General features: G+C 39.2%; 23 protein-coding genes, 1 tRNA gene and 1 other RNA gene. 23 read left to right on the top strand and 2 right to left on the bottom strand.

Annotated elements, in window-relative coordinates:
* Positions 1 to 176: 176 nt before the first annotated feature.
* Positions 177 to 274, bottom strand: a tRNA-Sec gene (locus tag GJS40_RS08495).
* 73 nt (positions 275 to 347) lie between these two features.
* Here GJS40_RS08495 and selB point away from each other — a divergent pair.
* Both selB and GJS40_RS08505 read left to right on the top strand, forming a co-directional pair.
* The gene (gene selB, locus GJS40_RS08500; protein WP_270897448.1) at positions 348 to 2,240 is read left to right on the top strand and encodes a selenocysteine-specific translation elongation factor; all 1,893 of its coding nucleotides are present in this window, start codon (positions 348 to 350) and stop codon (positions 2,238 to 2,240) included.
* A complete protein-coding gene (locus GJS40_RS08505) occupies positions 2,241 to 3,254 on the top strand; it encodes a glycosyltransferase (protein WP_270897449.1) in 1,014 nt (337 codons plus the stop codon). It begins immediately after the preceding gene.
* A gap of 587 nt (positions 3,255 to 3,841) precedes the next feature.
* On the opposite strand, the gene selD is transcribed toward GJS40_RS08505, so the two are convergent.
* Positions 3,842 to 4,894 carry a selenide, water dikinase SelD gene (gene selD / locus GJS40_RS08510; protein WP_270897450.1) on the bottom strand — a complete coding sequence of 351 codons (1,053 nt, stop codon included), beginning with the start codon at positions 4,892 to 4,894 and terminating at the stop codon, positions 3,842 to 3,844.
* A 105-nt stretch (positions 4,895 to 4,999) separates the two neighbouring features.
* On the opposite strand from selD, the gene selA reads away from it, so the two are divergent.
* The 21 genes from selA (at position 5,000) to rnpB (ending at position 24,414) form a co-directional block, all read left to right on the top strand.
* Positions 5,000 to 6,409: an L-seryl-tRNA(Sec) selenium transferase gene (gene selA / locus GJS40_RS08515; protein WP_270897451.1), complete on the top strand. Its 1,410-nt coding sequence runs from the start codon at positions 5,000 to 5,002 to the stop codon at positions 6,407 to 6,409.
* A gap of 154 nt (positions 6,410 to 6,563) precedes the next feature.
* Positions 6,564 to 9,296: an aconitate hydratase AcnA gene (acnA, locus tag GJS40_RS08520; protein ID WP_270897452.1), complete on the top strand. Its 2,733-nt coding sequence runs from the start codon at positions 6,564 to 6,566 to the stop codon at positions 9,294 to 9,296.
* 142 nt (positions 9,297 to 9,438) lie between these two features.
* Positions 9,439 to 9,588 (top strand): FbpB family small basic protein, encoded by a 150-nt coding sequence (locus GJS40_RS08525; protein ID WP_270897453.1) that lies wholly within the window; start codon positions 9,439 to 9,441, stop codon positions 9,586 to 9,588.
* Between the two features lie 135 nt (positions 9,589 to 9,723).
* Positions 9,724 to 10,212 carry a VanZ family protein gene (locus tag GJS40_RS08530; protein WP_270897454.1) on the top strand — a complete coding sequence of 163 codons (489 nt, stop codon included), beginning with the start codon at positions 9,724 to 9,726 and terminating at the stop codon, positions 10,210 to 10,212.
* 79 nt (positions 10,213 to 10,291) lie between these two features.
* Positions 10,292 to 10,714 carry an acyl-CoA thioesterase gene (locus GJS40_RS08535; protein ID WP_270897595.1) on the top strand — a complete coding sequence of 141 codons (423 nt, stop codon included), beginning with the start codon at positions 10,292 to 10,294 and terminating at the stop codon, positions 10,712 to 10,714.
* A 15-nt stretch (positions 10,715 to 10,729) separates the two neighbouring features.
* Positions 10,730 to 11,044 carry a hypothetical protein gene (locus GJS40_RS08540; RefSeq protein ID WP_270897455.1) on the top strand — a complete coding sequence of 105 codons (315 nt, stop codon included), beginning with the start codon at positions 10,730 to 10,732 and terminating at the stop codon, positions 11,042 to 11,044.
* A 45-nt stretch (positions 11,045 to 11,089) separates the two neighbouring features.
* Positions 11,090 to 11,914 (top strand): ammonia-dependent NAD(+) synthetase, encoded by an 825-nt coding sequence (gene nadE / locus GJS40_RS08545; protein WP_270897456.1) that lies wholly within the window; start codon positions 11,090 to 11,092, stop codon positions 11,912 to 11,914.
* Positions 11,915 to 11,942: 28 nt separating this feature from the next.
* Positions 11,943 to 12,452, top strand: a complete 510-nt coding sequence (locus tag GJS40_RS08550) for a DUF4352 domain-containing protein (protein WP_270897457.1) — start codon at positions 11,943 to 11,945, stop codon at positions 12,450 to 12,452.
* Entirely contained in the window at positions 12,445 to 13,284 is an 840-nt protein-coding gene (locus GJS40_RS08555) for a PHP domain-containing protein (protein WP_270897458.1), read from the top strand. The genes GJS40_RS08550 and GJS40_RS08555 overlap by 8 nt, the downstream gene beginning before the upstream one ends.
* A gap of 89 nt (positions 13,285 to 13,373) precedes the next feature.
* Positions 13,374 to 14,282 (top strand): homoserine O-acetyltransferase MetA, encoded by a 909-nt coding sequence (gene metA / locus GJS40_RS08560; protein ID WP_270897459.1) that lies wholly within the window; start codon positions 13,374 to 13,376, stop codon positions 14,280 to 14,282.
* 63 nt (positions 14,283 to 14,345) lie between these two features.
* On the top strand, positions 14,346 to 18,035 hold the full coding sequence (locus GJS40_RS08565) for a dynamin family protein (protein ID WP_270897460.1): 3,690 nt from the start codon (positions 14,346 to 14,348) through the stop codon (positions 18,033 to 18,035).
* Positions 18,036 to 18,097: 62 nt separating this feature from the next.
* Entirely contained in the window at positions 18,098 to 19,024 is a 927-nt protein-coding gene (locus GJS40_RS08570; protein ID WP_270897461.1) for a dipeptidase, read from the top strand.
* Positions 19,025 to 19,162: 138 nt separating this feature from the next.
* Positions 19,163 to 19,336 (top strand): hypothetical protein, encoded by a 174-nt coding sequence (locus tag GJS40_RS08575; protein WP_270897462.1) that lies wholly within the window; start codon positions 19,163 to 19,165, stop codon positions 19,334 to 19,336.
* Positions 19,337 to 19,427: 91 nt separating this feature from the next.
* Positions 19,428 to 20,165, top strand: a complete 738-nt coding sequence (locus GJS40_RS08580; RefSeq protein ID WP_270897463.1) for a SurA N-terminal domain-containing protein — start codon at positions 19,428 to 19,430, stop codon at positions 20,163 to 20,165.
* 104 nt (positions 20,166 to 20,269) lie between these two features.
* Positions 20,270 to 21,172 (top strand): chemotaxis protein, encoded by a 903-nt coding sequence (locus GJS40_RS08585; protein ID WP_270897464.1) that lies wholly within the window; start codon positions 20,270 to 20,272, stop codon positions 21,170 to 21,172.
* A gap of 585 nt (positions 21,173 to 21,757) precedes the next feature.
* Positions 21,758 to 22,030, top strand: a complete 273-nt coding sequence (locus GJS40_RS08590; protein WP_270897465.1) for a CotD family spore coat protein — start codon at positions 21,758 to 21,760, stop codon at positions 22,028 to 22,030.
* A gap of 76 nt (positions 22,031 to 22,106) precedes the next feature.
* Positions 22,107 to 22,673, top strand: coding sequence for a DUF1273 domain-containing protein (locus tag GJS40_RS08595; protein ID WP_270897466.1), 567 nt, complete (start codon positions 22,107 to 22,109; stop codon positions 22,671 to 22,673).
* An 81-nt stretch (positions 22,674 to 22,754) separates the two neighbouring features.
* The gene (gpsB, locus tag GJS40_RS08600) at positions 22,755 to 23,075 is read left to right on the top strand and encodes a cell division regulator GpsB (protein ID WP_270897467.1); all 321 of its coding nucleotides are present in this window, start codon (positions 22,755 to 22,757) and stop codon (positions 23,073 to 23,075) included.
* 14 nt (positions 23,076 to 23,089) lie between these two features.
* Positions 23,090 to 23,485, top strand: a complete 396-nt coding sequence (locus GJS40_RS08605; RefSeq protein ID WP_270897468.1) for a reverse transcriptase-like protein — start codon at positions 23,090 to 23,092, stop codon at positions 23,483 to 23,485.
* A 19-nt stretch (positions 23,486 to 23,504) separates the two neighbouring features.
* Complete coding sequence (locus tag GJS40_RS08610; RefSeq protein WP_270897469.1) at positions 23,505 to 23,954, top strand: MaoC/PaaZ C-terminal domain-containing protein; 450 nt, start codon at positions 23,505 to 23,507, stop codon at positions 23,952 to 23,954.
* 66 nt (positions 23,955 to 24,020) lie between these two features.
* An RNA gene (rnpB, locus tag GJS40_RS08615) (RNase P RNA component class B) lies at positions 24,021 to 24,414 on the top strand.
* Positions 24,415 to 24,484: the final 70 nt, after the last annotated feature.

The following is a 24,484-nucleotide window of genomic DNA, read 5'->3' on the forward strand; positions in this document are numbered from 1 at the left end:
ACTCCGAAACGTCGGACATCTAGGGCAGGGACTGCCCGAAGTAACGCTCAAGGAGACGAAAGAGTGCTTTCGTCGAGGAGTTGAGAAGCTCCCACTTCAAGCGTTAGCTAAGTGGCGAGTAGTTCACTTACAAACAAGCTTCTCCTTAAAGCTTCTTCATATCCCCGATTGATTATTGGCGGGATCGTCTGGGAATCGAACCCAGCGGAGACGACACGCGCCTCCCAAAAAGGCTTTGAAGGCCTCGGCGTGCACCAGCATCGCAACCGACCCCAAGTTTCACATAGCCATTGTACCGGTAATCAAAAGAAGAAGCAAGAATGTTGTCATATGGTGGAGGAGATGCAATGAAAAAGTCATACACGGTCGGTATGGCCGGGCATATTGACCATGGAAAAACAGCCTTGACGAAAGCATTAACGAGTGTAGATACCGATCGTTTAAAAGAAGAAAAAGAACGAAAAATTACCATTGAACCAGGCTATGCGCCCCTTTCGTTAACAGAGGAGATGGAAGTTTCCATCATCGATGTTCCTGGTCATGAAAAGTTTATTCGTCAAATGATCGCTGGGGTTGCTGGAATTGATGCGGTCATTCTTGTCGTTGCGGCGGACGAAGGGGTAATGCCACAAACGAAAGAACATATCGATATTTTAACATTACTGGAAGTGAAGGCAGGTTTTATCGTCGTCACGAAAAGCGATCTCGTGGATGACGATTTTTTGTCCCTTGTTTCAGAAGATATTGAAAAAGAAGTAAAAGGAACCATTTTTGAAGGGACACCAATTCTGTTTGCGGATAGTGTGACGAAGCGGGGAATAGTAGACGTGAAAGAACAATTGATTCATATGTTACATACCGTTTCGGAAAGAAACATCCAGGGAGATTTTCGCTTACCCATTGATCACGTTTTTACAGTCCATGGGCAAGGGACGGTCATTCGCGGGACAGTATTTGAAGGAAAAGTACAAGTAGGTGAGACGCTTTTCCTTCTTCCCATAAATAAAAAAGTCACTGTTCGCCAATTACAAAAGCACGGGAAGCGAGTGCCGGAAGGGAAAGCGGGGGAAAGACTGGCTTTAAACATTAGCGGTATCAATGCTTTAGACGTGAAGCGGGGAGACGTGGCGACAACGAATCATCAATTAGTAACAACACATGTTATCAATGTTGTGCTTTATTTAGCAAAAGAAGTACGTTTCAACTTAGAACAACGTACCGCAATCAAACTTCACATCGGTACGGCAGAAGTTTATGGGAAAATCATTTTCTTCGATCGCAATGTATTACAGGTGGACATAGAAAAATCGTACGTCTTATGTCAATTGCGATTAGATGACCCAATCGTTACAAAAAGAGGGGATCGTTATATTTTACGTCGACCTTCCCCTGTAGAGACCATTGGAGGAGGTTGGGTCATTGATCCCAATGGTAAAAAAATGCGCTACGGAAAAGAGACAATCGCGCAGTTGCAAAAGCAATTTCAAGGAACGCCAACGGAACTGGTAGAAGAAACCCTTCGTCGCAAAAAGACGTTATCAAAGCAATCACTTATGGTAGAGACAACGCTTTCTCAAGAAGAAGTGAATGCTGTTTTAAAAGAGTTGGAAGCAAAAGGGCTTCTCCTTTCTTTTTCAACGGGACAAGTAGCTCTCACTGAAACGTATCAAGCGTTTCAACAAGAAATAGAAGAACGTTTAAAAGCGTTTCACCAGCGCTATCCTCTTCGTTTAGGTGAAAATATTGAAGAAGTGAGAAAGCAAGTTTCTATCCCAACAGAAAGCGCACAACTATTGTTAGAACGGCTTGAAAAAGAAAAAAAGATAAAAAGAACGAAACAATTTATCTCTCTCCCCTCTTTTCAACCATCTTATCCGAATGGATGGGAGAAAAGGATGGAACAGGCCTATGATAGATGGATAAAAGATGGCATTCAAACGAAACGATGGAATGCGTATGGAGAGGAAGAAGGAATCACGAAAGATATTTTTGAAGAATGGAAATATGCTTTGTTGGACCGAGAGATTGCTGTCAAAATGGATGAGCATCATCTTTGGCCAAGAAAGGTCTTAGAGGAAGCAAAGGAAAAAATAAAACAACAACATCCTTTCGAATTCACCATACAACAAGCGAAAGAAATACTCGGGGTATCGCGCAAATATTTGATTCCTTTTTTAGAATGGTTAGATGAAACGGATGAGACGAAGCGGAAGGAAGATAGACGAGTATGGAGGACATAAATGAAAGGGCTTCGTATTTTATTTTTAACTCCTTATTATGATTCAAGCCGAGGGAACAGTATCACGACAAGAAGACTAAAAAAATTGTTTGAAAATGCGGGCGCTATTGTGCACGTTTTTCCTTATGAAGAAGAAAGGGGCGAAAAGATACTTCCTCTCCTCTCTGAAGCAGAAGTTGTCCATGCCCTTCATATTCGGCGCACAGCCGAATGGTTGAAACGAAAAAATATAACGATCGAGCAACGGTTTTTTCTCACTTCAGGAGGCACCGATGTGAATGAAGACGTAGAAGATAAGCAAAAGAAAAGAGTCATGGAACAATTGTTACGGCAAGTCGACCAATTGATCGTGTTTACAGCCGATGCGAAAGAGAGAATGCAAGTTTCTTTCCCATTTTTACAAGAAAAAATAACGATCATTCCACAATCAGTAGAAGAATGGCATGAAACAAAAAGTAACATCTTCTTACCTAAGGGATATCCGAATATTTTTCTACCGGCTGGCTTACGAGAAGTAAAAGATATTTTTTATGTCTTTGAAGAGTTAAAACGAATGAGTGACACCTTTCCTACGTTACGATGGGTCATCGCTGGAGAACCATTAGAAAAGAAAGTATTTCACCAAGTAAAAGAAGTGGAGAATGCGTATCCGTGGGTTCATTATTATTCACCGGTTCCTCAGGAGGAAATGATTTCTTTTTATCACTGGGCGGATGTGGTGATCAATACGTCTATTTCTGAGGGGCAACCTCTCACGATTTTAGAAGCGATGATTTCTAAAGTGGCCGTTCTTGCACGTAATATCCCGGGCAATCGAAGTGTTATTCGCCATAGGGATAACGGTTATTTATTTTCACAACCAAAGGAGTTTTCTACTTATTTAAAAGAGATATTAAATACGGAAACTTATCGACAAGTGACCGAACGAGCCTATCAAGACGTACGGAACTATTATTCTCCAAAAAAAGAATTAGAAAAATATAGGGCGATCTACCAACGGTTTTTTTCGAGTTAAAAAGATGTTGGGACAAAACTTCAGTCATCGCCAAAAACTTGGTGTGTACAAAGAACATTTAAAAATGAAAATGATGAAAAAAAGTGTCGTGTGAACTGGTCATGCGACACTTCGTTTTGTCAAACACCGGTCAACAAATGGTCGTATGAAAGTTAAAATTGGAAGAAATCAGGACAAAAATAGGTCGCAACACGTTTCATGCGACCTTTTATTACGAGAACGATGCAATGGATTGTCGTATAATAGATTCATACGACGAAATATCACACAAAATTCCTACTGAATGGTCTCATGACGTGGTACAAATGGGGAATCACGTTCCAGGAAGCTTCGATTGGGTGCTTGCGTTGCATTCGGCCGTCCTGTTGACTATCCGCGTACATCTAGAATCATTGGAGGCTCATTTATACTTCTTGTGTTAGATACACAGAGGAATGCGCTTCTGGCGGTAAACTTAAGGAAATATACCGCCAGAAACAATAATCCAATCATAGAAGAAGGGAAAACACCCTACAAGAATGGTTCCAAGCAAATGTTAGTGCTTGGAACCATTCTTTTTTGGCTAGCTATGTCCCATTATGAGAAAATTAGGTGAGTAAAAGTGATTTCTCTTTTTTCGTTGTCACTTCTCCGATGATGGTTGTTGCTGTATACCCTTTTTCATGCATGTTTTCTACATATTGTTTCGCTTCGGTTTCATCCATGGAAATAAGAAGACCTCCGGAAGTGATCGCGTCACAAAGAATACTTTCCATAAGATGAGAGACATCGTTTTCTCGTGCAATATGCGGGGCAAGATAAGCGTGATTTGCTTTCGATCCACCCGGGATAACGCCTGCTTGACAAAGTTGTTCCGTTCCATCGAGAAGCGGAATGTTTTCTGTATGAAAGCGCAGACTGACGTTGCTACTATTTGCCATTTCAAAAGCATGCCCAAGCAGTCCAAACCCGGTTACGTCCGTTACAGCATGCGGATTGAAGGATGATAACGTTTTTGCTGCTTCATCATTTAATGTTGCCATTACAGCCGTGACTTCTTTTATCTGATTTTCTGTCGCTTTTTCTCGTTTAATCGCAGTTGTAATGATGCCAACTCCGAGAGGTTTCGTTAATACGAGCGCATCTCCAGGCTTTGCTCCGCTATTTGTCCAAAATTTATTCGGATGAACGATACCCGTTGCAGCGAGACCAAACTTCGGCTCTTGATCGTCAATAGAATGACCACCGACAATGGTTGCGTTCGCTTCTCGAACCTTGTCGGCTGAACCTTTCATAATGTTTGCGAGTATTTCATCCGGAAGCTTTTTAATCGGGAAGCTAACGATATTTAAGACGGTTTTCGGTGTACCCCCCATCGCATAAATATCGCTGAGGGCATTGGCTGCTGCAATTTGACCAAACATGTATGGATCATCAACAATCGGAGTGAAAAAATCAATTGATTGAACAAGGGCAATGTCATCTGTGAGTTGGTAGACGCCCGCATCATCAGAGGTGTCAATTCCAACGAGTAAATAAGGGTCTTTTTCATAGGTTGGTAAGTGACGCAACACGTGCGCCAAGTCCTCTGGACCTATTTTACAACCTCAGCCAGCTTTCGTAGATAAGTTCGTGAGTTTTATGATTTCGTCTTTACTCATCGTTCCACCTCCTTCTTCATTCAGTATAGTCTCAACCATTGCTTGCTCGCAAATGATACATTACACTAAAAACGACGACAAACGGAAAAGGTGATCAGGATGGACATGAAAGAACAATTGCGATTATTACCTGCTGTGGATGAATTGTTAATGGATCCTTCCATCAAAAAAATAAAAGAAGAATTTCATCATCCTATGGTTTTAACTTCTTGGATTCGGGAAGAAATAGATAGGATAAGAAAAGAAATACGTACAAATGCTCTTTCCGCAACCATCTCCGATCGGGAAACGTTAAAGTTAGAGATTATCGAACGATTGAAAAAGAGAGCGTATGAATTAACGAAAGATCATTTACGCTCGGTGATAAATGCCACTGGCACGGTGTTGCATACGAATTTAGGACGAGCGATTTTAAGCAAAAAAGCAACGGAGAAATTGGTTCAGACAGCGGCTTCTTACTCTAATGTGGAATATGATATCGAATCAGGAAAGCGCGGCTCGCGACATGCTATTGTGGAAGAATTAATCGTCGAAACAACCGGGGCAGAAGCGGCGATGGTAGTAAATAACAATGCGGCAGCGGTGTATTTTGTATTACACGCTTTGGCTCAAAATCGTGAAGTTATTGTCTCAAGAGGACAATTGGTGGAAATAGGTGGTTCGTTTCGGGTGTCTTCCATCATGGAAGAAAGCGGCGCCATTCTCGTCGAAGTAGGAACGACAAATAAAACGCATCCGAAAGATTATGAAGAAGCAATATCACCGAATACTGCGATGCTCATGAAAGTGCATACGAGCAACTTTAAAACGATCGGTTTTACGAAAGAAGTAAGTATAGAAGAAATGGCAACGATTGTGCGCAAACAAAAAGAAGAGTTGTTGCTCTATGAAGATCTCGGAAGTGGTGCCATTTATGACTTTCAACAACATCAGATTGGGGAAGAACCAACGGTAAGACACGTGTTGGAAGCAGGGGCAGATATCGTTACTTTTTCGGGAGATAAATTATTAGGAGGACCTCAAGCAGGGATTATCGCTGGTCGAAAATCCCTCATTGATCGATTAAAACAACATCAATTAGCACGAGTATTGCGAGTGGATAAATTCACACTCGCTGCGTTAGAAGAGACGTTCAAATCTTATCTTGTCGGAAAGGTCGAAGATTTACCGGTTGTTCGCATGATTCTATCAGAGGCTTCAGAACTGTTGGAAAGAGCGCAATTGTTTCAATCGACACTCTCCTTTTCTGTTTGGAAAGCAACCATCCAACAAGATGTGTCGAAAGTGGGAGGAGGGACGATGCCTGACGTCACTTTACCGACCTATGTCATTCAAATAGACACGAAAGACACACCTGCTCAACAAGTGGCGAAATTTTTACGTCTCCATTCGACGCCTATTGTGGTACGAACAAAACAAGGCGCAATTCAGTTAGATGTAAGAACTATTTTAGAGGAAGAGTGGGAGTTGGTTCAATCAGCGCTCATGGATGCGGAGAAAAACTTCACATTTTAGTCATACCCATTTAACTTTTTGTGAAGATTTGCTATTCTAGTGAAGGGACGAAAAGACGACAAGCGTGAGAGCGGGTAAAGGGAACTGTTCGTGCGATTTTGTCGACTTTTATGCCATTCTGTTATATGATAGTTCATAGAGGAGGGGAATACATATGTCTTCAAATCAAGATGTATTCAATGCAAGAAAAACATTCACTTCGAATGGAAAAACGTATTACTACTACGACATTCAAGAACTAGAAAAAGCAGGAATCGGAGAAACGTCCAAGCTACCTTACTCCATCAAAGTATTGCTTGAATCTGTATTAAGACAGTATGACGGAAAAGTGATTAAAAAAGAACACGTAGAAAGCCTCGCAAAATGGGGACAACCAGAAGGGGGAACAGAAGACGTTCCATTTAAACCTTCTCGCGTCATCTTACAAGACTTTACAGGGGTACCGGCAGTTGTTGACCTTGCTTCCTTAAGAAAAGCAATGGCTGACATCGGTGGAGACCCGCAACAAATTGACCCGGAAATTCCGGTGGACCTTGTGGTGGACCACTCCGTTCAAGTAGACGCTTTCGGTACGCCAGATGCTCTCCGGCGCAATATGGAGTTAGAATTTGAACGTAACGAAGAGCGTTATAAATTGTTAAGTTGGGCAACAAAAGCATTTGACAACTATCGTGCTGTACCTCCAGCAACTGGTATCGTTCACCAAGTGAACTTAGAATATTTGGCTTCTGTCGTTCATGAAAAAGAAAATGAAAACGGAGAACTTGAAGCATATCCAGATACACTGGTTGGTACGGATTCTCATACGACAATGATCAACGGACTCGGAGTTCTCGGTTGGGGTGTCGGTGGGATTGAAGCGGAAGCAGGCATGCTTCAACAACCATCTTATTTCCCAGCTCCGGAAGTAGTAGGCGTTCGTTTGAAAGGATCGCTTCCTAACGGTGCGACTGCGACCGACTTGGCATTGAAAGTAACCCAAGTGCTCCGTTCGACAAACGTTGTCGGTAAGTTCGTAGAGTTCTTTGGACCTGGCCTAAAAGAAATGCCATTAGCTGACCGTGCAACCGTTTCTAACATGGCACCAGAATATGGAGCAACTTGCGGATTCTTCCCAGTGGACGAGGAGTCTTTGAACTACTTACGTCTCACCGGCCGTACCGAAGAGCATATTCAACTCGTAAAAGATTATTGTCAAGCGAACGGTCTTTTCTATGAAGACGGTAATGAAGATCCGAAGTTTACACAAGTCATTGAAATTGATTTATCAGAAATTGAACCAAGTCTATCAGGACCAAAACGTCCACAAGACCTCATTCCGCTTTCAAAAATGAAAAAGCAATTTAATGATGCCATCACAGCACCAGCAGGAAATCAAGGATTTGGCTTGACTGCTGATGAAATCAATAAAGAAGTAGAAGTGAAACATCCGAATGGAAAAACTTCTACATTAAAAACAGGAGCTGTGACGATTGCAGCCATTACTAGCTGTACAAACACATCCAATCCACACGTGATGATTGGTGCAGGTCTCCTTGCTAAAAAAGCAGTGGAGAAAGGGTTGCAAGTACCAGAATACGTAAAAACATCCCTTGCACCTGGTTCTAAAGTTGTTACAGGTTATTTGGAGGATTCCGGTCTTCTGCCATACCTTAACGAACTAGGCTTTAACTTAGTCGGTTACGGTTGTACAACTTGTATCGGAAACAGTGGACCGCTTCCTGAAGAAGTAGAAAAAGCAATCGCAGACAACGACATGCTCGTTACTTCTGTCTTAAGTGGTAACCGTAACTTTGAAGGCCGTATTCATCCGCTTGTAAAAGCAAACTATTTGGCTTCGCCGCCACTTGTTGTTGCGTACGCGCTCGCTGGTAACGTGAACTTCGACTTGGAAAAAGACTCCTTCGGTAAAGATAAAGACGGAAATGATGTGTATTTGAAAGATATATGGCCAACTGCGGAAGAAATCAAAGAATTTGTTAATAACAATATTTCTCCAGAGCTCTTCAAAAAAGAGTATGAACGTGTCTTTGACAACAACGAACGTTGGAACAAACTGCAATCGGACGAGGATTCTCCATTGTATGATTGGGATGAAGATTCTACGTACATTCAAAATCCTCCGTTCTTTGAAGAAATGTCCGAAGAGCCATCTGATATTGAGCCATTGACTGGCTTAAGAGCCATTGGTAAGTTTGGCGACTCTGTTACAACGGACCATATTTCACCGGCAGGATCGATTGCAAAAGATAGCCCGGCAGGAAAATATTTGATTGAAAAAGGACTCAAACCTTCTCAATTTAACTCTTATGGTTCTCGTCGTGGGAACCACGAAGTGATGATGCGCGGAACATTCGCTAACATCCGTATTAAAAACCAACTTGCACCAGGAACAGAAGGTGGCTACACTACTTATTGGCCAACTGGTGAAGTGATGCCGATTTATGATGCAGCAATGAAGTATAAAGAAGATAATACAGGTCTGTTAGTCATCGCTGGAGAAGACTACGGTATGGGAAGCTCTCGTGACTGGGCTGCAAAAGGAACAAACTTACTCGGAATTAAAACAGTCATTGCCCAAAGCTTCGAACGTATTCACCGTAGCAACCTTGTACTCATGGGTGTGCTTCCGCTTCAATTTAAAGAAGGGGAAAGTGCAGATTCTCTCGGTCTCACTGGAAAAGAAACGTTCAACATAAAAATCGACGACAATGTAAAACCGCGCGATCTTGTCACAGTGGAAGCAACAGATGAAGATGGCAACACGAAAACATTTGAAGCGATCGTTCGATTCGACAGCGATGTTGAGTTAGACTACTATCGTCACGGCGGTATTTTACAAATGGTTTTACGCGAACGTTTAGCAGAAGCAAAAAGCAATCAATAAAAGCGACAGAAGTTATCCTTTGACAAACATCGTCAAGGGATAACTTCTTTTTCCATTTTTAAAATTTCACGTACCGTAATAAATGTATAAAAATTAAAAATTCAGCCAATAATATTAAAAACAAAAAGGAGGAAAAAGAAAAGTGAACGGGAAAAAAATTTCTCTAAAAAGTCTTATTGAACAAAATAAAGAAGAAATTTTAAATAATCCAACGCTTTTAGATGAAATTGAAGCAAATTGGGAAAACAAAAAGAGCAATACGATCCAAATAAAACCGATCGAGTGGAAATAATATGTTCCACTCGATCGGTTTTTTACTATCTATTCCAACGATAAAATTGTCGATAGGATATGACTACTTACACCTTGTCACAATTGCATTTCAAGTCGATAATAGTAGTTAAGGAATGAGATAGGAGAAATGTACATGCATAAATTGGATATAGATTTAGATAAATCCACAAACAAACATTCCATTTCCATGTGGAATATTTTGTTATGGATTCTTCTTGGAATTTATTTGCTGTTTGTATTTTATCTTACACTTTTTGCATGGAATTACGGTTCATCATATGGACCAGTCGGGCCTGGTGGTCGTCATTATAATCTCGTTTTGTTTCGAAGTATTTATAACATTACAATGTATAGTGGAAATTGGGAGCAACCGTTACGAATCTTAGGTGGGAATGTTCTTATGTTCATTCCTTTTGGCATACTAACTTCCCTCCTTATGAAAGAAGGGGTCAAAACAGTAGTTACTGTTACGTTCTTTTCATTTCTTTTATCTTTTTTTATTGAAATGAATCAATTTATTTTTACGTATCGGGTCGCAAACGTCGATGATCTCTTGTTAAATACAATAGGCGGGCTGCTAGGAGCTCTCTTTATCTTTTTTTGTCGTTACTTAAAACCTTGAATAGAGACAGTTTCACGATCATTTTGTAAAATAGAAAGTAAGAAATAAGGAAAGCATAGTGATGAAGAAAGGTGATTGTATGAAAATCTCAAAAACAACGGTGGATGTTAGATATGCGGAAACAGATCAAATGGGGGTCGTCCACCATTCCAATTATTTTGTTTGGTGTGAAATTGGTCGAACTGAACTTATCCGATTATTAGGATTTGATTATAGTCAATTAGAAAAAGATGGCGTGCTTGCACCGGTGATTCATTTTGATCTTTCTTATAAAGTTGCTGCCCGATATGGGGAGTCGGTAACCATTTCCACTTGGATTGAAGACTATGACGGATTACGTGTCTATTATGGATACGAAATCACCAAAGAAAATGGCGATGTTTGTGCATATGGAACAAGCACTCACGTGTGTGTACATAAAGATACGTTCCGACCTTTTTCCATTAAAAAACGTCTACCGGAATGGCATAAAGCATACGAAGAAAATAAGCGCAAGAAATAGAAAGAGGAAGATAACATGGCATTTGGCATTGATAAAGAGGAGTTAAATGCTTGGAAAGAGAAAGCATTACGGGGAGATGTGGCATTCCTTACACATTTCTGGTATGACGAACGATTTCCCGAATACAATTCGGTCACAAAAGTTGCTTGTGCAGACGTACGGAAATTAATCCATTGGGGAAAAAAGTACGGATTAAAAAAAGAATGGCTTCACAATCGACAACCTTTCCCTCATTTTGATTTACTCGGTGAACGTCAAGTCTACATTCTCCAAGAAGAAGGAGAACTGGATCAAATCGAACGGTTTATTTATCGAAAAAGAAAAGTTTAAAAAATCGCAATCACAGGAACTAGTGCACAAAGGAGGTGCTTCTTCGTGGAAGTAAGCCAACATTCGATTATTCGAGATTTATATGCGGAAAAAGCGATTCATCCAGAAGACGAAATCCGAAAGCGAATAAATTTTTTAAAAGATTATTTATTACAAACAGGTGCAAAGGGGTACGTTTTAGGGATATCCGGTGGTCAAGACTCAACTCTCGCCGGAAAATTAGCGCAATTGGCAGTGGATGAATTGAATAAAGAAAAAAATGAGACATATAATTTTATTGGTGTGCGCCTTCCTTATGGGAAACAATTTGATGAAGAAGACGCGATGACAGCAATGAATTTTATCGCTCCAAGCATTGCTTTGACGGTAGATATTCAACCGGCGGTGGATCAAGCGGCACAAGCCATTGAAAAAGCGACAGGTCGGAAGCTCAATGATTTTCAAAAAGGTAACACGAAAGCAAGAGAAAGAATGAAAGTACAATATGACCTTGGAGCCATGTATCAATGTCTCGTTATTGGCACAAATATTGCCTCAGAAGAATTAACCGGTTTTTATACGAAATACGGGGATGGGGCTTGTGATATTGCACCGCTATACGGATTAAATAAAAGACAAGGAAAACAAATGTTACAAGTGCTACAGGCACCACAAGCGTTGTATGAAAAAGTCCCTACAGCCGATTTAGAAAGTGATCATCCAGGGTTACCAGATGAAGAAGCACTTGGGGTAACTTATGATGAGATTGATGATTTTTTAGAAGGACGAAAAGTGGATGCCAGCATCGAAGCAAAGTTAATTCAATTATATAAACAAACGGCGCACAAACGGAAATTACCTACAACGATTTATGATCAGTGGTGGAAGTAGTCCAGAGTCGGGTAGGGGAGAGAAAAGCATGGACAAAAAATATTGGTTATTACTAGCTCTCACGTTGCTATTAGGTTTTTTTAGTGGAATGTTTTTTGAATCGCAACGATCGCCAAATGAGCATTATCAAATGGTTTCTGCTGATTCGACCGAATTGTTAAAAATTGGAGAAACTGCCCGAGTGAATCAATTTGACATTACCGTTCACGAATCTTATATGACAGAGGAAGAAGGCATTCATTATATGATTGTCGACATTTCATTTTTTAATGCTTCGGAGGAAACACAAGAAATTCCTCTTTTTAATACGTTAGTAGTCGATGAGAAAGGCCATTCATATGAATATGAACCAGGTCATAGAGATCAACGTCTTGTAGGCGGGCAAATCCGTTCCCAAGGATTAAGAAGAGGAACGATTGCTTTTGCAGTTGAACCTTCCTCTCATTATGAACTATCCTATATTGATCACTCTGGCAATGGTTTAGCAACGTGGAAACTAGAAGCGGACACAATCGATAGGAGTGAGAGCCATGAGTAAAGCAGATTTACATATGCATTCCACGGCATCAGACGGAGGATACTCTCCGTCTGAATTGCTTCTTAAATGTAAAGAAGCCGGATTATCCATCATCTCATTAACTGATCACGATACAACCGAAGGGATTAAGGAAGCAACGGAAGTAGGAAAGACCCTTGGTATTACAGTGATCCCGGGAGTGGAATTGTCTACGAAACATCGGAATAAAAGTGTCCATATGCTAGGGTATCAATTTGATATTGACCATCCCATCTTGCAAAAAGAATTACAAGCAGAAAGACAAATGAGATTAGAACGATTATATCAGATGGTGGCAAGATTAAATAAAGTGAATGTTTCCATTACAGCCGAAGAATGTTTACGTCATGCCAAAGAAGGAAATGTTGGACGACCTCATGTCGCAAAAGTTTTGGTTGGAAAAGGATATGTACAAGATGTCAATGAAGCATTTGAAAAATATTTAAAGACAGGTCGCCCCGGTTACGTGGAGAAAGAAAAAGAGTGGACACCAAAGGAAGCGATCGATTTAATTCATAAAGCAGGTGGTCTTGCGATAGTTGCGCACCCGGTATATTACAATTTAGATGAAGAGATTGAAAAGTGGATCATCAATGATGCATTAGATGGTGTAGAAGTTTATCATCGCGATCACGATTCAGACACTGTGCGTCACTATGAACATTTAGTAGCACAATGGGAGAAAAAAGCTAACCGTCACATTTATCGTACAGGTGGGTCGGATTTCCATCATGAAACGTATGGACGAAACAGTGAACCTTTAGGGAAAACGACGATTCCGCTCCCACTAGCAGAAAAAATATTACAGAAATAGAATGATAAAAATCATTTTTTTATTAACAATCGTTATATTTATGATACGATGGACTGTAATAGAATTGGATATAAAGGAGCAAGGACAGCATGCCAATTAAAGTACCTGATCATTTACCAGCCAAAGATATACTTACGAAAGAAAATATCTTTGTGATGAATGAAAGTCGTGCTTATACGCAAGATATTCGTCCATTAAAAATCTTAATTTTAAACTTAATGCCACTAAAAGAAAAAGCAGAAACACAAATATTACGAATGCTTGGGAATACTCCCCTTCAAATAGATGTATCTTTTCTGCGCATGGACACCCATGAGTCAAAAAACACTTCTCGAGAACATCTCGCTATGTTTTATAAAACCATCGATGAAGTGCGCAATCGAAAGTTTGACGGTATGATTATTACCGGTGCACCGGTAGAAACGATGCCTTTTGAAAAAGTGGATTACTGGGAAGAATTGACGGAAATTTTAGAGTGGAGTAAAACAAATGTAACTTCCACATTGCACATTTGCTGGGGGGCGCAAGCTGCACTTTATTACCATTATGGAGTACCGAAACATCGTTTAGATAAGAAAATTTTTGGGGTTTATTCCCATCGTATTCATCGACCAAACTGCAACTTGTTAAGAGGATTTGATGATGTATTTTATGCTCCCCATTCCCGCTATACGGAAACGAGACGGGAAGATATTGAAAAGATACCGGAATTAGAGATTTTAGCTGAATCGGATGAAGCAGGCTTATATATTATTGCGGATAAAACCGGCAAACAGTTTTTCGTTACTGGCCACGGGGAATATGATCGGGAGACGTTACTGGAAGAATATCAACGAGATCAAAAGCGTGGCTTAAACACAGCGCTTCCAGAAAACTATTTTCCGAATAACGATGAAAACGAAGTACCAATTTTACGATGGCGAGCCCATTCGAATTTATTATTTACCAATTGGTTAAACTATTACGTTTATCAAGAAACTCCATATGATTTTGCTTAGGTCGGACAGAGACGTCTGACCTTTTTCTCATCTATGCTTATTTTTGCAAAAAGAGGTGAAACAATGCGTTTTTATTCTGTGACTGATCATTTATTTTCACCGGTAGAGTGTCTTACTTTTTTTCAAAGTTATACTTTTACTAAGGAAACAATCGAGACGCTCTTTTCTGCTACCCGTGATTATGCGAAGGAAGTGAAAAACGATGAAGTGATGGAAACCCTCCATCGGATAGAAGAAAAATATAAAAATAAACGCCGAACCATTGCTTTTTGCGGCCATTTTTCAGCCGGTAAGTCCACTCTCATGAATCAATTAATTGGAACAGACATGTTACCATCTCATCCAATTCCAACAAGTGCGAATGTGGTCCATATTAAAAAAGGAGAGAAGGTGACTTTCTCCTATAAGGACCGAAACGATCAAACTTTTGTTACATTTACCGAAAAAGATTGGGATGAAAATTTGTTTACAAATAACGAACATACCGATGAAATTTATATGACGTTACCTCATGACCATTTACCTCATGATGTTGAACTGCTTGACACTCCGGGAATTGATTCTACCGATTCGCGTCACCAACAACGGGCCGAAAGTCGTCTTAGTGAGGCGGATATTATTTATTACGTCGTTGATTATCAACAAGTAGAATCCGAGCAAAATTTTCAGTTTTTAAAAGCGTTGAATCGTCAATACATGTATCCAATTCTTATCGTCAATCAAATGGATAAACATCACGACACAGAACTGTCACTGGAGTTATATCAACAAAAGTTGGAAACGAGTCTTCACAAGCATTCTATTTTGTTAAAAGATATTTATTTTGTCTCCGCTCTTTTTCCTGATGCATATTCCAAAGATTGGCAAAAATTAATGGGAGATATTTATTCCTCCATCCATCCTGAAAAAACAATTTATCAAACAGCAGCCCTTAGTTTGTATCGAGTGTTAAAAGAGATGTCAGAAAGCATCGAACGAACGATCACACCGACTGTAGAACAGCTAACGTATATGAATACGCTTCAAACATATACGCAATTACAAACTCATTTGGAAGAATTAAAAGAAGCATTGGAGCAATTACCAACATGGCCTACTCAAATGGAAAAAGCAATGTTAAGAGAAGTCGAAAAAGTGTTCGCAAATGCGAAATTAACCCCTTATCATACGCGCAACCACATTTACGACTATTTAGAATCAAGGCAGAGGCGTTTTCGAATGAAAGGGATATTTACGAAACAAAAAACCGCTATTGAAAAGGAACAACGGTTAGAACGTTTATTACAAAGTGTGAATGAAAATGTGCGAAATTACATTAACATTCATTTACACGAAGGACTTCGCCGCATTCTTTCTTCCTATTCGATGGATCACCGAAAGATGAAACAAATGATTCAAAAAATATCCCATGAAGTGGATGTCAAAATGATAAAACAATCAGAACGAAAAGGGGCCCTTTTTACAAGGGAATACGTCCTCATGTACAGTCGTTTATTAACAGATACGATTAGAAAAAAATATAAAGAAAGTGTCGTATATTTCTTTCAACAAATAAAAAAAGACGTTATCGATGCTCAACAGAAAGAAAAGGAACGACTGAAACAAAAAATAAATGCCCTAATGAACTTAGAAAAAGATTGGAAAGAATGGGAGGAGACATATCAGAAAATCATAACACTGTTAGATGAGGCGCATCTTTCTCTTCAACGAGGCAAACAGCCTATTCCTCTCGTCGCAAGGAAATATCAACGCATCCCCCTTCTACATGATCAAAGGCAGTCTAGAGGAGCAAAGGTGGATCTTCAGGAATTTTATCAGGACGAAAAAAGAACAATGTACGATTTTAAAGAGTTGAAAAGAAAGACATTGGCAGCAGCAGAAAGTGTCGTTCAAATTCTTCGTCCTCACAAAAGTTTTGCAAATCACTTGGAATCTTTACAAAAGAGAAAAATACGTCTCGAACATAAGACGTACCGAATTTCTCTGTTCGGTTCCTTTAGCACAGGAAAATCATCCATTGCGAACGCTCTTTTAGGGGAAAAAATTTTACCAACTGCCGCTAATCCAACGACTGCGACCGTACAATATATTAAATATCCGACGGAAGCCTATCCACATAAAACAGTGGTCATCACGTATAAAACCGAAGCAGACATTGTTTCGGATATGAATGATATTTTGCGCTCTGCAAGTACATCCCTTACGAGCTTAGAAGATTGGCCACGGATGGTACAAGAGAGAGAAGAGTGGAAAAAAGAAAAACAAAAGAAGAAAAAGGACAAAAAAGAAGATGAACAACGATATCATCCACTTGATTTATTATATGAGGAAGAGCTGGCTCGCCTTCATGATTATTACGATTCTTATCAAACGTACGCACCGTCAAATACCGCTCAAACGATGTCTTTACACACGTATCAAACACTTGCAATGAATGAAGCGCAAGCGATGTTAATGAAAGATGCAACGATCTATTTCGCATGTGATTTTACGAAACAAGGATATGAGCTCACAGACACTCCGGGTGTTGGTTCCATTTATCGTCGTCATAGTGAAGTAGCTTTTCACGAAATGAAACAAGCAGATGCTATTCTTTTCATTAGTTATTATAATCATTCTTTTTCAAAAGACGACCGGGAGTTTCTTATGCAGCTTGGTCGAATTCAAGATTTTTTTTCATATGACAAAATGTTTTTTCTGGTGAATGCGGCAGATTTAGCAAAATCAAATGAGGAAGTTTCTGAAGTGTTACAGTATGTCAAGAAAGAACTGACTTATTTTGGTATACAATCTCCTCGGGTACTTCCTGTATCTAGTAAGATGGCACTGGAAGAAAGGGAACTATCCAAGTCCGGCTTCAAAGGATTTTTGCAATCGTTTCGGAATTTTCATGAACAATCTCTTGAAAAAGTTGTCATGGAAGAACTTCAGGCAGAAGTAAAAAGAATTTATCAATCGTTAACGGAGCGACAACGTGCTTTTCAATTAGAAGAAGAGGAACGAAAAACAGAAATCAAGCAATCCGTACTTGCTGTGGAACAATTCATTAAGAAAGTGAAACAATACCAAAAAGAAGAAGATGTAGACAGAATACGAACAGAGTTGGAAGAATTACTTTTTTATGTAAAACAGCGCGTTTTCTACCGATATTTCGATGAATTTAAAGAATTATTTACCATCGTTCACTTTGATAAAGATCAATTTCAGGCACGGCTAGAGCGAGCGACAAACAACATGATTCAATTTGTTTTTCATCATCTCACTGAAGAAATTCGGGCAACAGTTATTCGCATCGAATATTTTATTCAGTTGGAATGGAAAGAGATTCAACGGGATCTGTTCAATGTTTTACCCGAACAAATCCGACCTGCTTTTATTACACATGAGTTGTCCCCTTTTCCAGAGGTCGTTATACAAGAATCAGTGCCGCTTCGTAGTCGCGATATTCCTTTCTTATCTCAATACAATTCGTATACAGATTTCTTTGTTGAAAATAAAAAAGAAACGTTTAAAGACCAATTAGAAGCGTATTTACGCCCATTTGGAGACCGATATGTTGATGATTTCCATCAATTGTTGGAAAAGACCTATGTCTCTTACGTTGAAAAAGAACTGCAAAGATGTCTGGATGATCTAGTTGCTCAAGCGAGGGCCTACATTGGGAGATATGAAGATGAAACATTCACGCAAAATGAATCAGCATTATTACAACAAGCGGTTGAACAAATAGAAAAGGTTCTTACTCATTTGTAATGAATGACATCCTTCCTTCGTATGATGAATGAAGATTATTTTTCAGAAAGTAGGGAAAAATATTGTATATCGCAGATGCTCACTGTGATGCTTTATGGAAATTAGCCCAAAAGAAACATCCTGTTGTTAATATCAATAGTCTTCAACAAGGGAAAATCAATGTACAGACATTTGCGCTATTCACCATACCAAATGGGAAGAAAGAACAGGAAAAACGTCAGATTGCCGCTCAAATACATGCATTTCACACGCTCGTAAATGATTCTGCGATCTTGCGGCACGAACCGTTCGCGCCATTATCTTCTCAAAGTAGCAAGACGCATGCTATTCTTTCTCTAGAAGGTATGAGTATGTTTGAGTTCGACTCCCTTGATATGCTTCTTCATGCCGGCGTTGAGATGGTAAGTTTAACTTGGAATGAAAGAAATCAGTTTGCTTCCGGCACCGATTATAACAAAGGTGGAATTACTTCAGCAGGCAAAAAGATGATTAGATGGTTAAATGACCATGGGTTTTCTTTAGATGGTGCTCATTTAAACGAAGAAAGCTTTTGGGATGCCATTCATCTTGCGGATCATTTTCTTGTTAGCCATGCCAATATAAAAGGAATTTATTCTCATCCACGTAATCTTTCGGACGCCCAATTGCTTGCACTTGTTGAAAAAAATAGCTTTGTTGGGCTTACTTGTTATCCACGCTTTTTAAATGGAACAAAAGACGCTTTTTATTCTGATATCGCAAGACAAATTGAATATGCCGGTGAACTTGGTGTGATATCTATTCTTGGTTTCGGGACGGATTGGGATGGGATTGATGAAACGGTCCATTCTTTTGCTTCTCCTCGAGATTTCCCCCGCATATTAGATTGGTTGCTGTTGCGCTTTGATGAAGAAATTGTGAAAGGAGTTGCAGGAGAGAACTTTCGCCGGTTTTGGAACAATAAATATAAGCAACGTTCTTTCCAAAACAGTGGCAATCCACTACAATAAAAGATAGGGAAAGGAGAAGATCTTATGCAAATTACTGATCAAGCGAAAGAACTTATTCAAAGTGTAATGGATGAAGAAAATATTGATACCATACGTGTTGTTTTCTCCGGTATGGGATGAGGAGGTCCACGCATTGGTTTGGCTCTGGAGGAGCCAACAGAAGAAGACGTTACACAAAAAATCAATGGAATTAGTGTTTCCATTGAAAAACAGATTCTTCCATACGTGGAAAATGTGACATTGGATATGGAGACAGGTATTGACGGAAAACCGGGTCTTGTCATGATTGGTGGATCGGGAAGTAACTGTTAAACGATGAAAGTAAAGGAGGTCTGCCTCGTTCGATTGGCAGGCCTTTTCTTTTTCATCATCAGTTTTGATATGACGGAAGGGGAATGTCACTTTGAAAAAGAATGCATGGTTCACGGGACTGATGAGTTTATTGCTTCTTATATCTGTTGGATGTAACGATGACGATGAACCGAATGTAGAGGATTCCGAAGCGATTGGACAAGTAGGAGAAGTAGAACCTCAATTGGAAGATATTCCTGATGTTGTCGCTACTGTTAATGGAGAAGATATTACAAAAGATTTCTTTGCGATGTATTATGTACCTACGTTAAAGAGAACAGTCGAACAACAAACCTATCAAGAAGAAGAGGAAAAAAATGACGAAGAAGCATTACGGCAACAAATTCAAGATGACACGTTAGAGCTATTAATTCAACAACAATTATTATTACAGGAAGCAAAATCAAGAAATATCACCGTGGAAGAAGAAGTAATACATCAGCAATTACAATCTTTTAAACAACAATATGAATCAGAAGAAGCGTTTCAAGCAGCTTTACAAGAGGAAAATTTTACAAAAGAAGAACTGGAACAAGATATCAAAATTCAAATCATGATTAATCAGTTGATGGAAGATGAATTAAAAAACGTGGAAGTAAGCGAAGAACAAACAAGGGAACTGTATGAGGAATTAAATGAGATGCAAGGTGAAAACGAAGAAAATATGCCCTCTTATGAAGAGTTACAACCTCAACTAGAACAACAAATTTTACAACAACTCCGCTTTGAAAAAAGGCAAGAACTCGTAGAAAAGTTACGAAAAGAAGGAGAAATAAAAGTATATTTATAACTTCCAACGGCTCTAACAAACAAGTATTGAAGTTTTACTAAATTACGGTAAAATAGAGACAAAAGTATGAAATCCAGTGAATAGGATGAAGGGACGGGAATACCTTGGGAACAAATCAAACAAATATCCTTACGAAAAGTGGTACGAACGAACTAGAAGTAGTTATCTTTCAAGTCGGGACGGGAACATTTGGAATTAACGTACTAAAAGTGAGGGAAATTATTCAACCATTACCATTAACCGAAACTCCAAATCGCCATGAACATGTGGAAGGGATCATCCGTCTTCGTAATGAAGTCATTCCAGTCATTGATATGGCAAAAGTTTTGGATTATCCTCCTTCAGACAATCCGTCTCAAGATAAATTTATCATTGGTGAACTAAACCAAATGAAAGTGGCTTTTCACGTCCATGGAGTTTCTCGTATTCATCGTGTATCTTGGAAACAAATCGAAAAACCGGGTAAATTTTATCAAGGACACGAAGCGAATACGATCGGCATTATAAAAATGGAAAATGAAATGGCGCTCTTACTAGATTTTGAGAAAATTGTAATGGATATTTCTCCTGAATCCGGTGTTCAAACATCTCAAGTAGAAGAGAGGACAGATAGCGAGCGAGCAAATAAAGCACTCATTATCGTAGAAGATTCTCCGGTCTTAAGAAAGATGCTAGAAGATACGTTACATAAAGCTGGCTATGTGAGCACCACAGTGCTTCAAGACGGGAATGAAGCATGGCTTTATTTAACATCACTTGTAGAAAATAATAAAGAACTGCCAGATCTCGTCATTACTGACTTAGAAATGCCACAAATGGATGGCCATCACCTCACTTTAAAAATAAAAGAAAGTCCGCAACTGCAACATCTTCCAGTCGTTATTTTTTCTTCTTTAATCACGGAAGATCTTTTTCATAAGGGAGTCAAAGTTGGGGCGGACACACAAGTAAGCAAACCGAATATCGATCAATTAGTGGATGAAATCGATAAATTAATCCTTCCATAAAAAAGACAAACGGGGTAGATGATGAAATCTATCCCGTTTTTTAATGTCACAATTTTGTTATATAAAATTTTCAAAAAACTGTTGACTGTAGTATAACAATAGAGTAATATATTACATAACATCAGAAAGACATTGATTTTAAAGGAGTGGATTACCGTGAAACAACCAGAGAAAAAATCAAATGAGCGCCGTTTTACACCAGTAAAAGAGGAAAAAACCATTCTACAAATGATTAACGAGTACCATATGACGAGATAAACCCATCCCATCCTATAACCTGGGAAATGAAGTACTTCACAATAACGGAAATGCCCGTTATTGTATTTTTTTTGCAAAATTTGATTCCTGTGTTAGTACAATGCTGCTTCAAGCAAAGGAAAATTTCATCACATGCTCCTGATAGAGCCGGGAAATACATTATAATAAGACATTTCCCGGGCAAGCGCAAAATGGTCAAAAATATGACAAGATCGGACAGTAACGGTTGCCTTCGTTAATTAAGACGATGATAGGTGTCTCCCCACTCTAAATAGTGGACCAATGCATAGTCTACATTGTATCGATTGATAAAGGAGGTTATTTTTTATGCGTTGTAGAAGACATCATCATTGTGGTAGACATCCTAAAATGATGGCACCAGTCACTCATCCGACGATGCATCAAACCCAATACAAGCACTATGAATATATTGTGCCGGAAATTCATCCTGTTCACACTACTACCGTCAACAAACATTTATATAAACATTATCATTCTTTCCCGCACACAGAATCCCAAGTAAATGAAGTGTATCATCAACATTTTGGTCCAGCACAAAGACCTCGTAGAAGACCTTGTCCAAGACGCCCATTTTGTTAATATAGTAAGAGATTACCGACAGGAATCCATCCTGTCGGCTTTCATTCTAGATTTAAGAGAAAGTAGGGAATAGAAGGTGCGTGTATTAGCAATCTCAGGATATAAACCCCACGAGTTGGCGATTTATAAAGAAGACGCAAAAGAAATTTATTTCATTCAATACGCGATCAAAAAGCGCCTCCTATCATTGATGGATCAAGGGTTAGAATGGGTCGTTATCTCTGGACAACGAGGGGTAGAACAGTGGAGCGCTGAAGTGGTTTTTCAATTACAAGATGAAGGATATCCACTTCAGTTAGCGGTTTTACCTCCTTTTCTTTATCAGGAATCTATTTGGCAAGAAGAAGCCCAAACTCGCTACATTCGGATATTGGAACGTGCAGACTTCACAGCACCGATATCCAATCGGTCATATGAAAGTCCTTTGCAATTAAAAGTAAAAAATGAATTTATCATTGCTAAAACCGACGGCATCCTTCTTTTATATAGTGAAGATCAACAAGGAAGCCCTGACTATTATTTACAAGTCGCAGAAAATAGACATGAAAAAGATGGTTATCCGATATATCTCATTTCCCCAGATGATTTACAAGATGCAGTGTATGAGCTATCTGAAACAGAAGAATTTGATGAGGAAAGATAACACATTTGTAAATTGACTTTTCCCCATTCATCTGAAAAAATAAAGAAAAGGTGAGGAAATAGAACCGTTGAGGTGAATGATATGGAAAACATTCAATTAAGCGCAAAAGAAATTTTAGATAAAGAGTTTAAGACAAGTATTAAAGGATACAACAAAGATGAAGTCGATCAGTTTCTTGATATCATTATCCAAGATTATGAAAGATTCGAAGAACGAATTAAAGAATTAGAAGAAAAAATATTGGAAGTGAAACAACAAAACAAAACCTCTCCAACTTCTTTACATGATCCTGACCAAACGACGCGATTTGAAAAACCGGCTACCGGTGCTACTAATTACGATATTTTGAAAAGGTTATCCAATTTAGAAAAAGAAGTATTTGGGAAGAAATTGTATGATTAAGAAGGAAGATACGGATGAAAGTGTTTATTGATGGAGCCAGCGCCGGAAGTCCGGGTCCCGCGGGTGCTGGCATTTATATTCACTCCAAAGAACATAATATAGAAGAACATCACGCTATTCCATTAGGCACATTAACGAACCATGAAGCGGAATTTCAAGCATTACTCGAAGCGTTGTATATTTGTGAAGAAAGGAAATGGGAAATGGTATTTATTCATACCGATTCTCAATTAGTAGAGGAAGCAGTTACGAAAGAATATGTGAAAAATGAATTGTATAAGCCCTATCTTTCTCAAATATTAGAACGCCTCTCTTCACAACCTTTATTTTTCATCAAATGGATCCCATCATCACAAAATCGTATGGCGGACCAACTTTCAAAAAGAGCGATTCAAAAAAACCATCGCTAAGCGTATCAAGGAGGAAGATATGTTCCATAAGTTTTTTGAAGATTACGAAGTGAATGAAAGATGGACATCAGACGCAAGAACAATCACCGAAGCAGATATCATTCAGTTTGCCGGATTTAGTGGCGATTGGAATAGTTTACACATTGATCAAGAATATGCAAAACAAGGACCGTTTGGTAAGCGTATTGCCCATGGTTTACTTGTTTTATCCATCGCTTCCGGGCGAAATGTTTTCGGTTCTGGAAAAGCTTATGCTTTTTACGGAATCGATCATTTACGCTTCATTCAACCTGTATACGTAGGAGATACCATTCATGTTGAAATGACCGTAGAAAAGATAGAAGAAAAAATGGAGAATGCTGGATTACTTACCGTGAAACAACAAGTGGTGAAACAAAATGGAGAAACAGCGATTGTAAGCACCATCAAAGTGTTAATAAATAAACGTCATTCACCTTTTGGAAAATAATAGGACTTGCGATTTTTTTTAAAAAAAGGTATAATGTTGGTCGGCTCAACAATAGGATGCAGAAAATCGTTCGAGTGATCGCTACGTCTCGTACGTAGAGGAAAGTCCATGCTCGCACAGTCTGAGATGACTGTAGTGTTCGTGCCTGATGAAACAATAAATCAGGGCAGTTTTACGTAAGTGAAACTGACGGCGGGGAAAAAACCTACGTTGTCTTGAGACAATATGGTTTTAGTACCTTGAAAAGTGCCACAGTGACGTAGTCCATTTGGAAACAAATGGAGTGGAACGCGGTAAACCCCTCGAGCGAGAAACCCAAATCATGGTAGGGGCGCCTTTCCGACGGAATTCAACGGCAGGAAAGGGTAGAGAGTCATTCTCTACAGATAGATGATCACTTCCCGAGTGCGAGGTGAATAGCCGCTATCTAGCACAACGGAACAGAACATGGCTTACAGAACGATTTCTGCCTCTCAACTGGAACCCCTTTTTAAAGGGGTTTTTTTATTTTTTACAAGGAATGGATGAGA

The sequence above is a fragment of the Aliibacillus thermotolerans genome (assembly GCF_027853235.1).
Classification (GTDB): domain Bacteria; phylum Bacillota; class Bacilli; order Bacillales; family Marinococcaceae; genus Aliibacillus; species Aliibacillus thermotolerans.

What these genes read in the sequence shown, in the direction of transcription:
- selB (WP_270897448.1), top strand. Translation starts at nt 348, where the DNA reads ATGAAAAAGTCATACACGGTCGGTATGGCCGGGCATATTGACCATGGA.
- GJS40_RS08505 (WP_270897449.1), top strand. Translation starts at nt 2,241, where the DNA reads ATGAAAGGGCTTCGTATTTTATTTTTAACTCCTTATTATGATTCAAGC.
- selA (WP_270897451.1), top strand. Translation starts at nt 5,000, where the DNA reads ATGAAAGAACAATTGCGATTATTACCTGCTGTGGATGAATTGTTAATG.
- acnA (WP_270897452.1), top strand. Translation starts at nt 6,564, where the DNA reads ATGTCTTCAAATCAAGATGTATTCAATGCAAGAAAAACATTCACTTCG.
- GJS40_RS08530 (WP_270897454.1), top strand. Translation starts at nt 9,724, where the DNA reads ATGCATAAATTGGATATAGATTTAGATAAATCCACAAACAAACATTCC.
- GJS40_RS08535 (WP_270897595.1), top strand. Translation starts at nt 10,292, where the DNA reads ATGAAAATCTCAAAAACAACGGTGGATGTTAGATATGCGGAAACAGAT.
- GJS40_RS08540 (WP_270897455.1), top strand. Translation starts at nt 10,730, where the DNA reads ATGGCATTTGGCATTGATAAAGAGGAGTTAAATGCTTGGAAAGAGAAA.
- GJS40_RS08550 (WP_270897457.1), top strand. Translation starts at nt 11,943, where the DNA reads ATGGACAAAAAATATTGGTTATTACTAGCTCTCACGTTGCTATTAGGT.
- GJS40_RS08555 (WP_270897458.1), top strand. Translation starts at nt 12,445, where the DNA reads ATGAGTAAAGCAGATTTACATATGCATTCCACGGCATCAGACGGAGGA.
- metA (WP_270897459.1), top strand. Translation starts at nt 13,374, where the DNA reads ATGCCAATTAAAGTACCTGATCATTTACCAGCCAAAGATATACTTACG.
- GJS40_RS08565 (WP_270897460.1), top strand. Translation starts at nt 14,346, where the DNA reads ATGCGTTTTTATTCTGTGACTGATCATTTATTTTCACCGGTAGAGTGT.
- GJS40_RS08590 (WP_270897465.1), top strand. Translation starts at nt 21,758, where the DNA reads ATGCGTTGTAGAAGACATCATCATTGTGGTAGACATCCTAAAATGATG.
- gpsB (WP_270897467.1), top strand. Translation starts at nt 22,755, where the DNA reads ATGGAAAACATTCAATTAAGCGCAAAAGAAATTTTAGATAAAGAGTTT.
- GJS40_RS08605 (WP_270897468.1), top strand. Translation starts at nt 23,090, where the DNA reads ATGAAAGTGTTTATTGATGGAGCCAGCGCCGGAAGTCCGGGTCCCGCG.
- GJS40_RS08610 (WP_270897469.1), top strand. Translation starts at nt 23,505, where the DNA reads ATGTTCCATAAGTTTTTTGAAGATTACGAAGTGAATGAAAGATGGACA.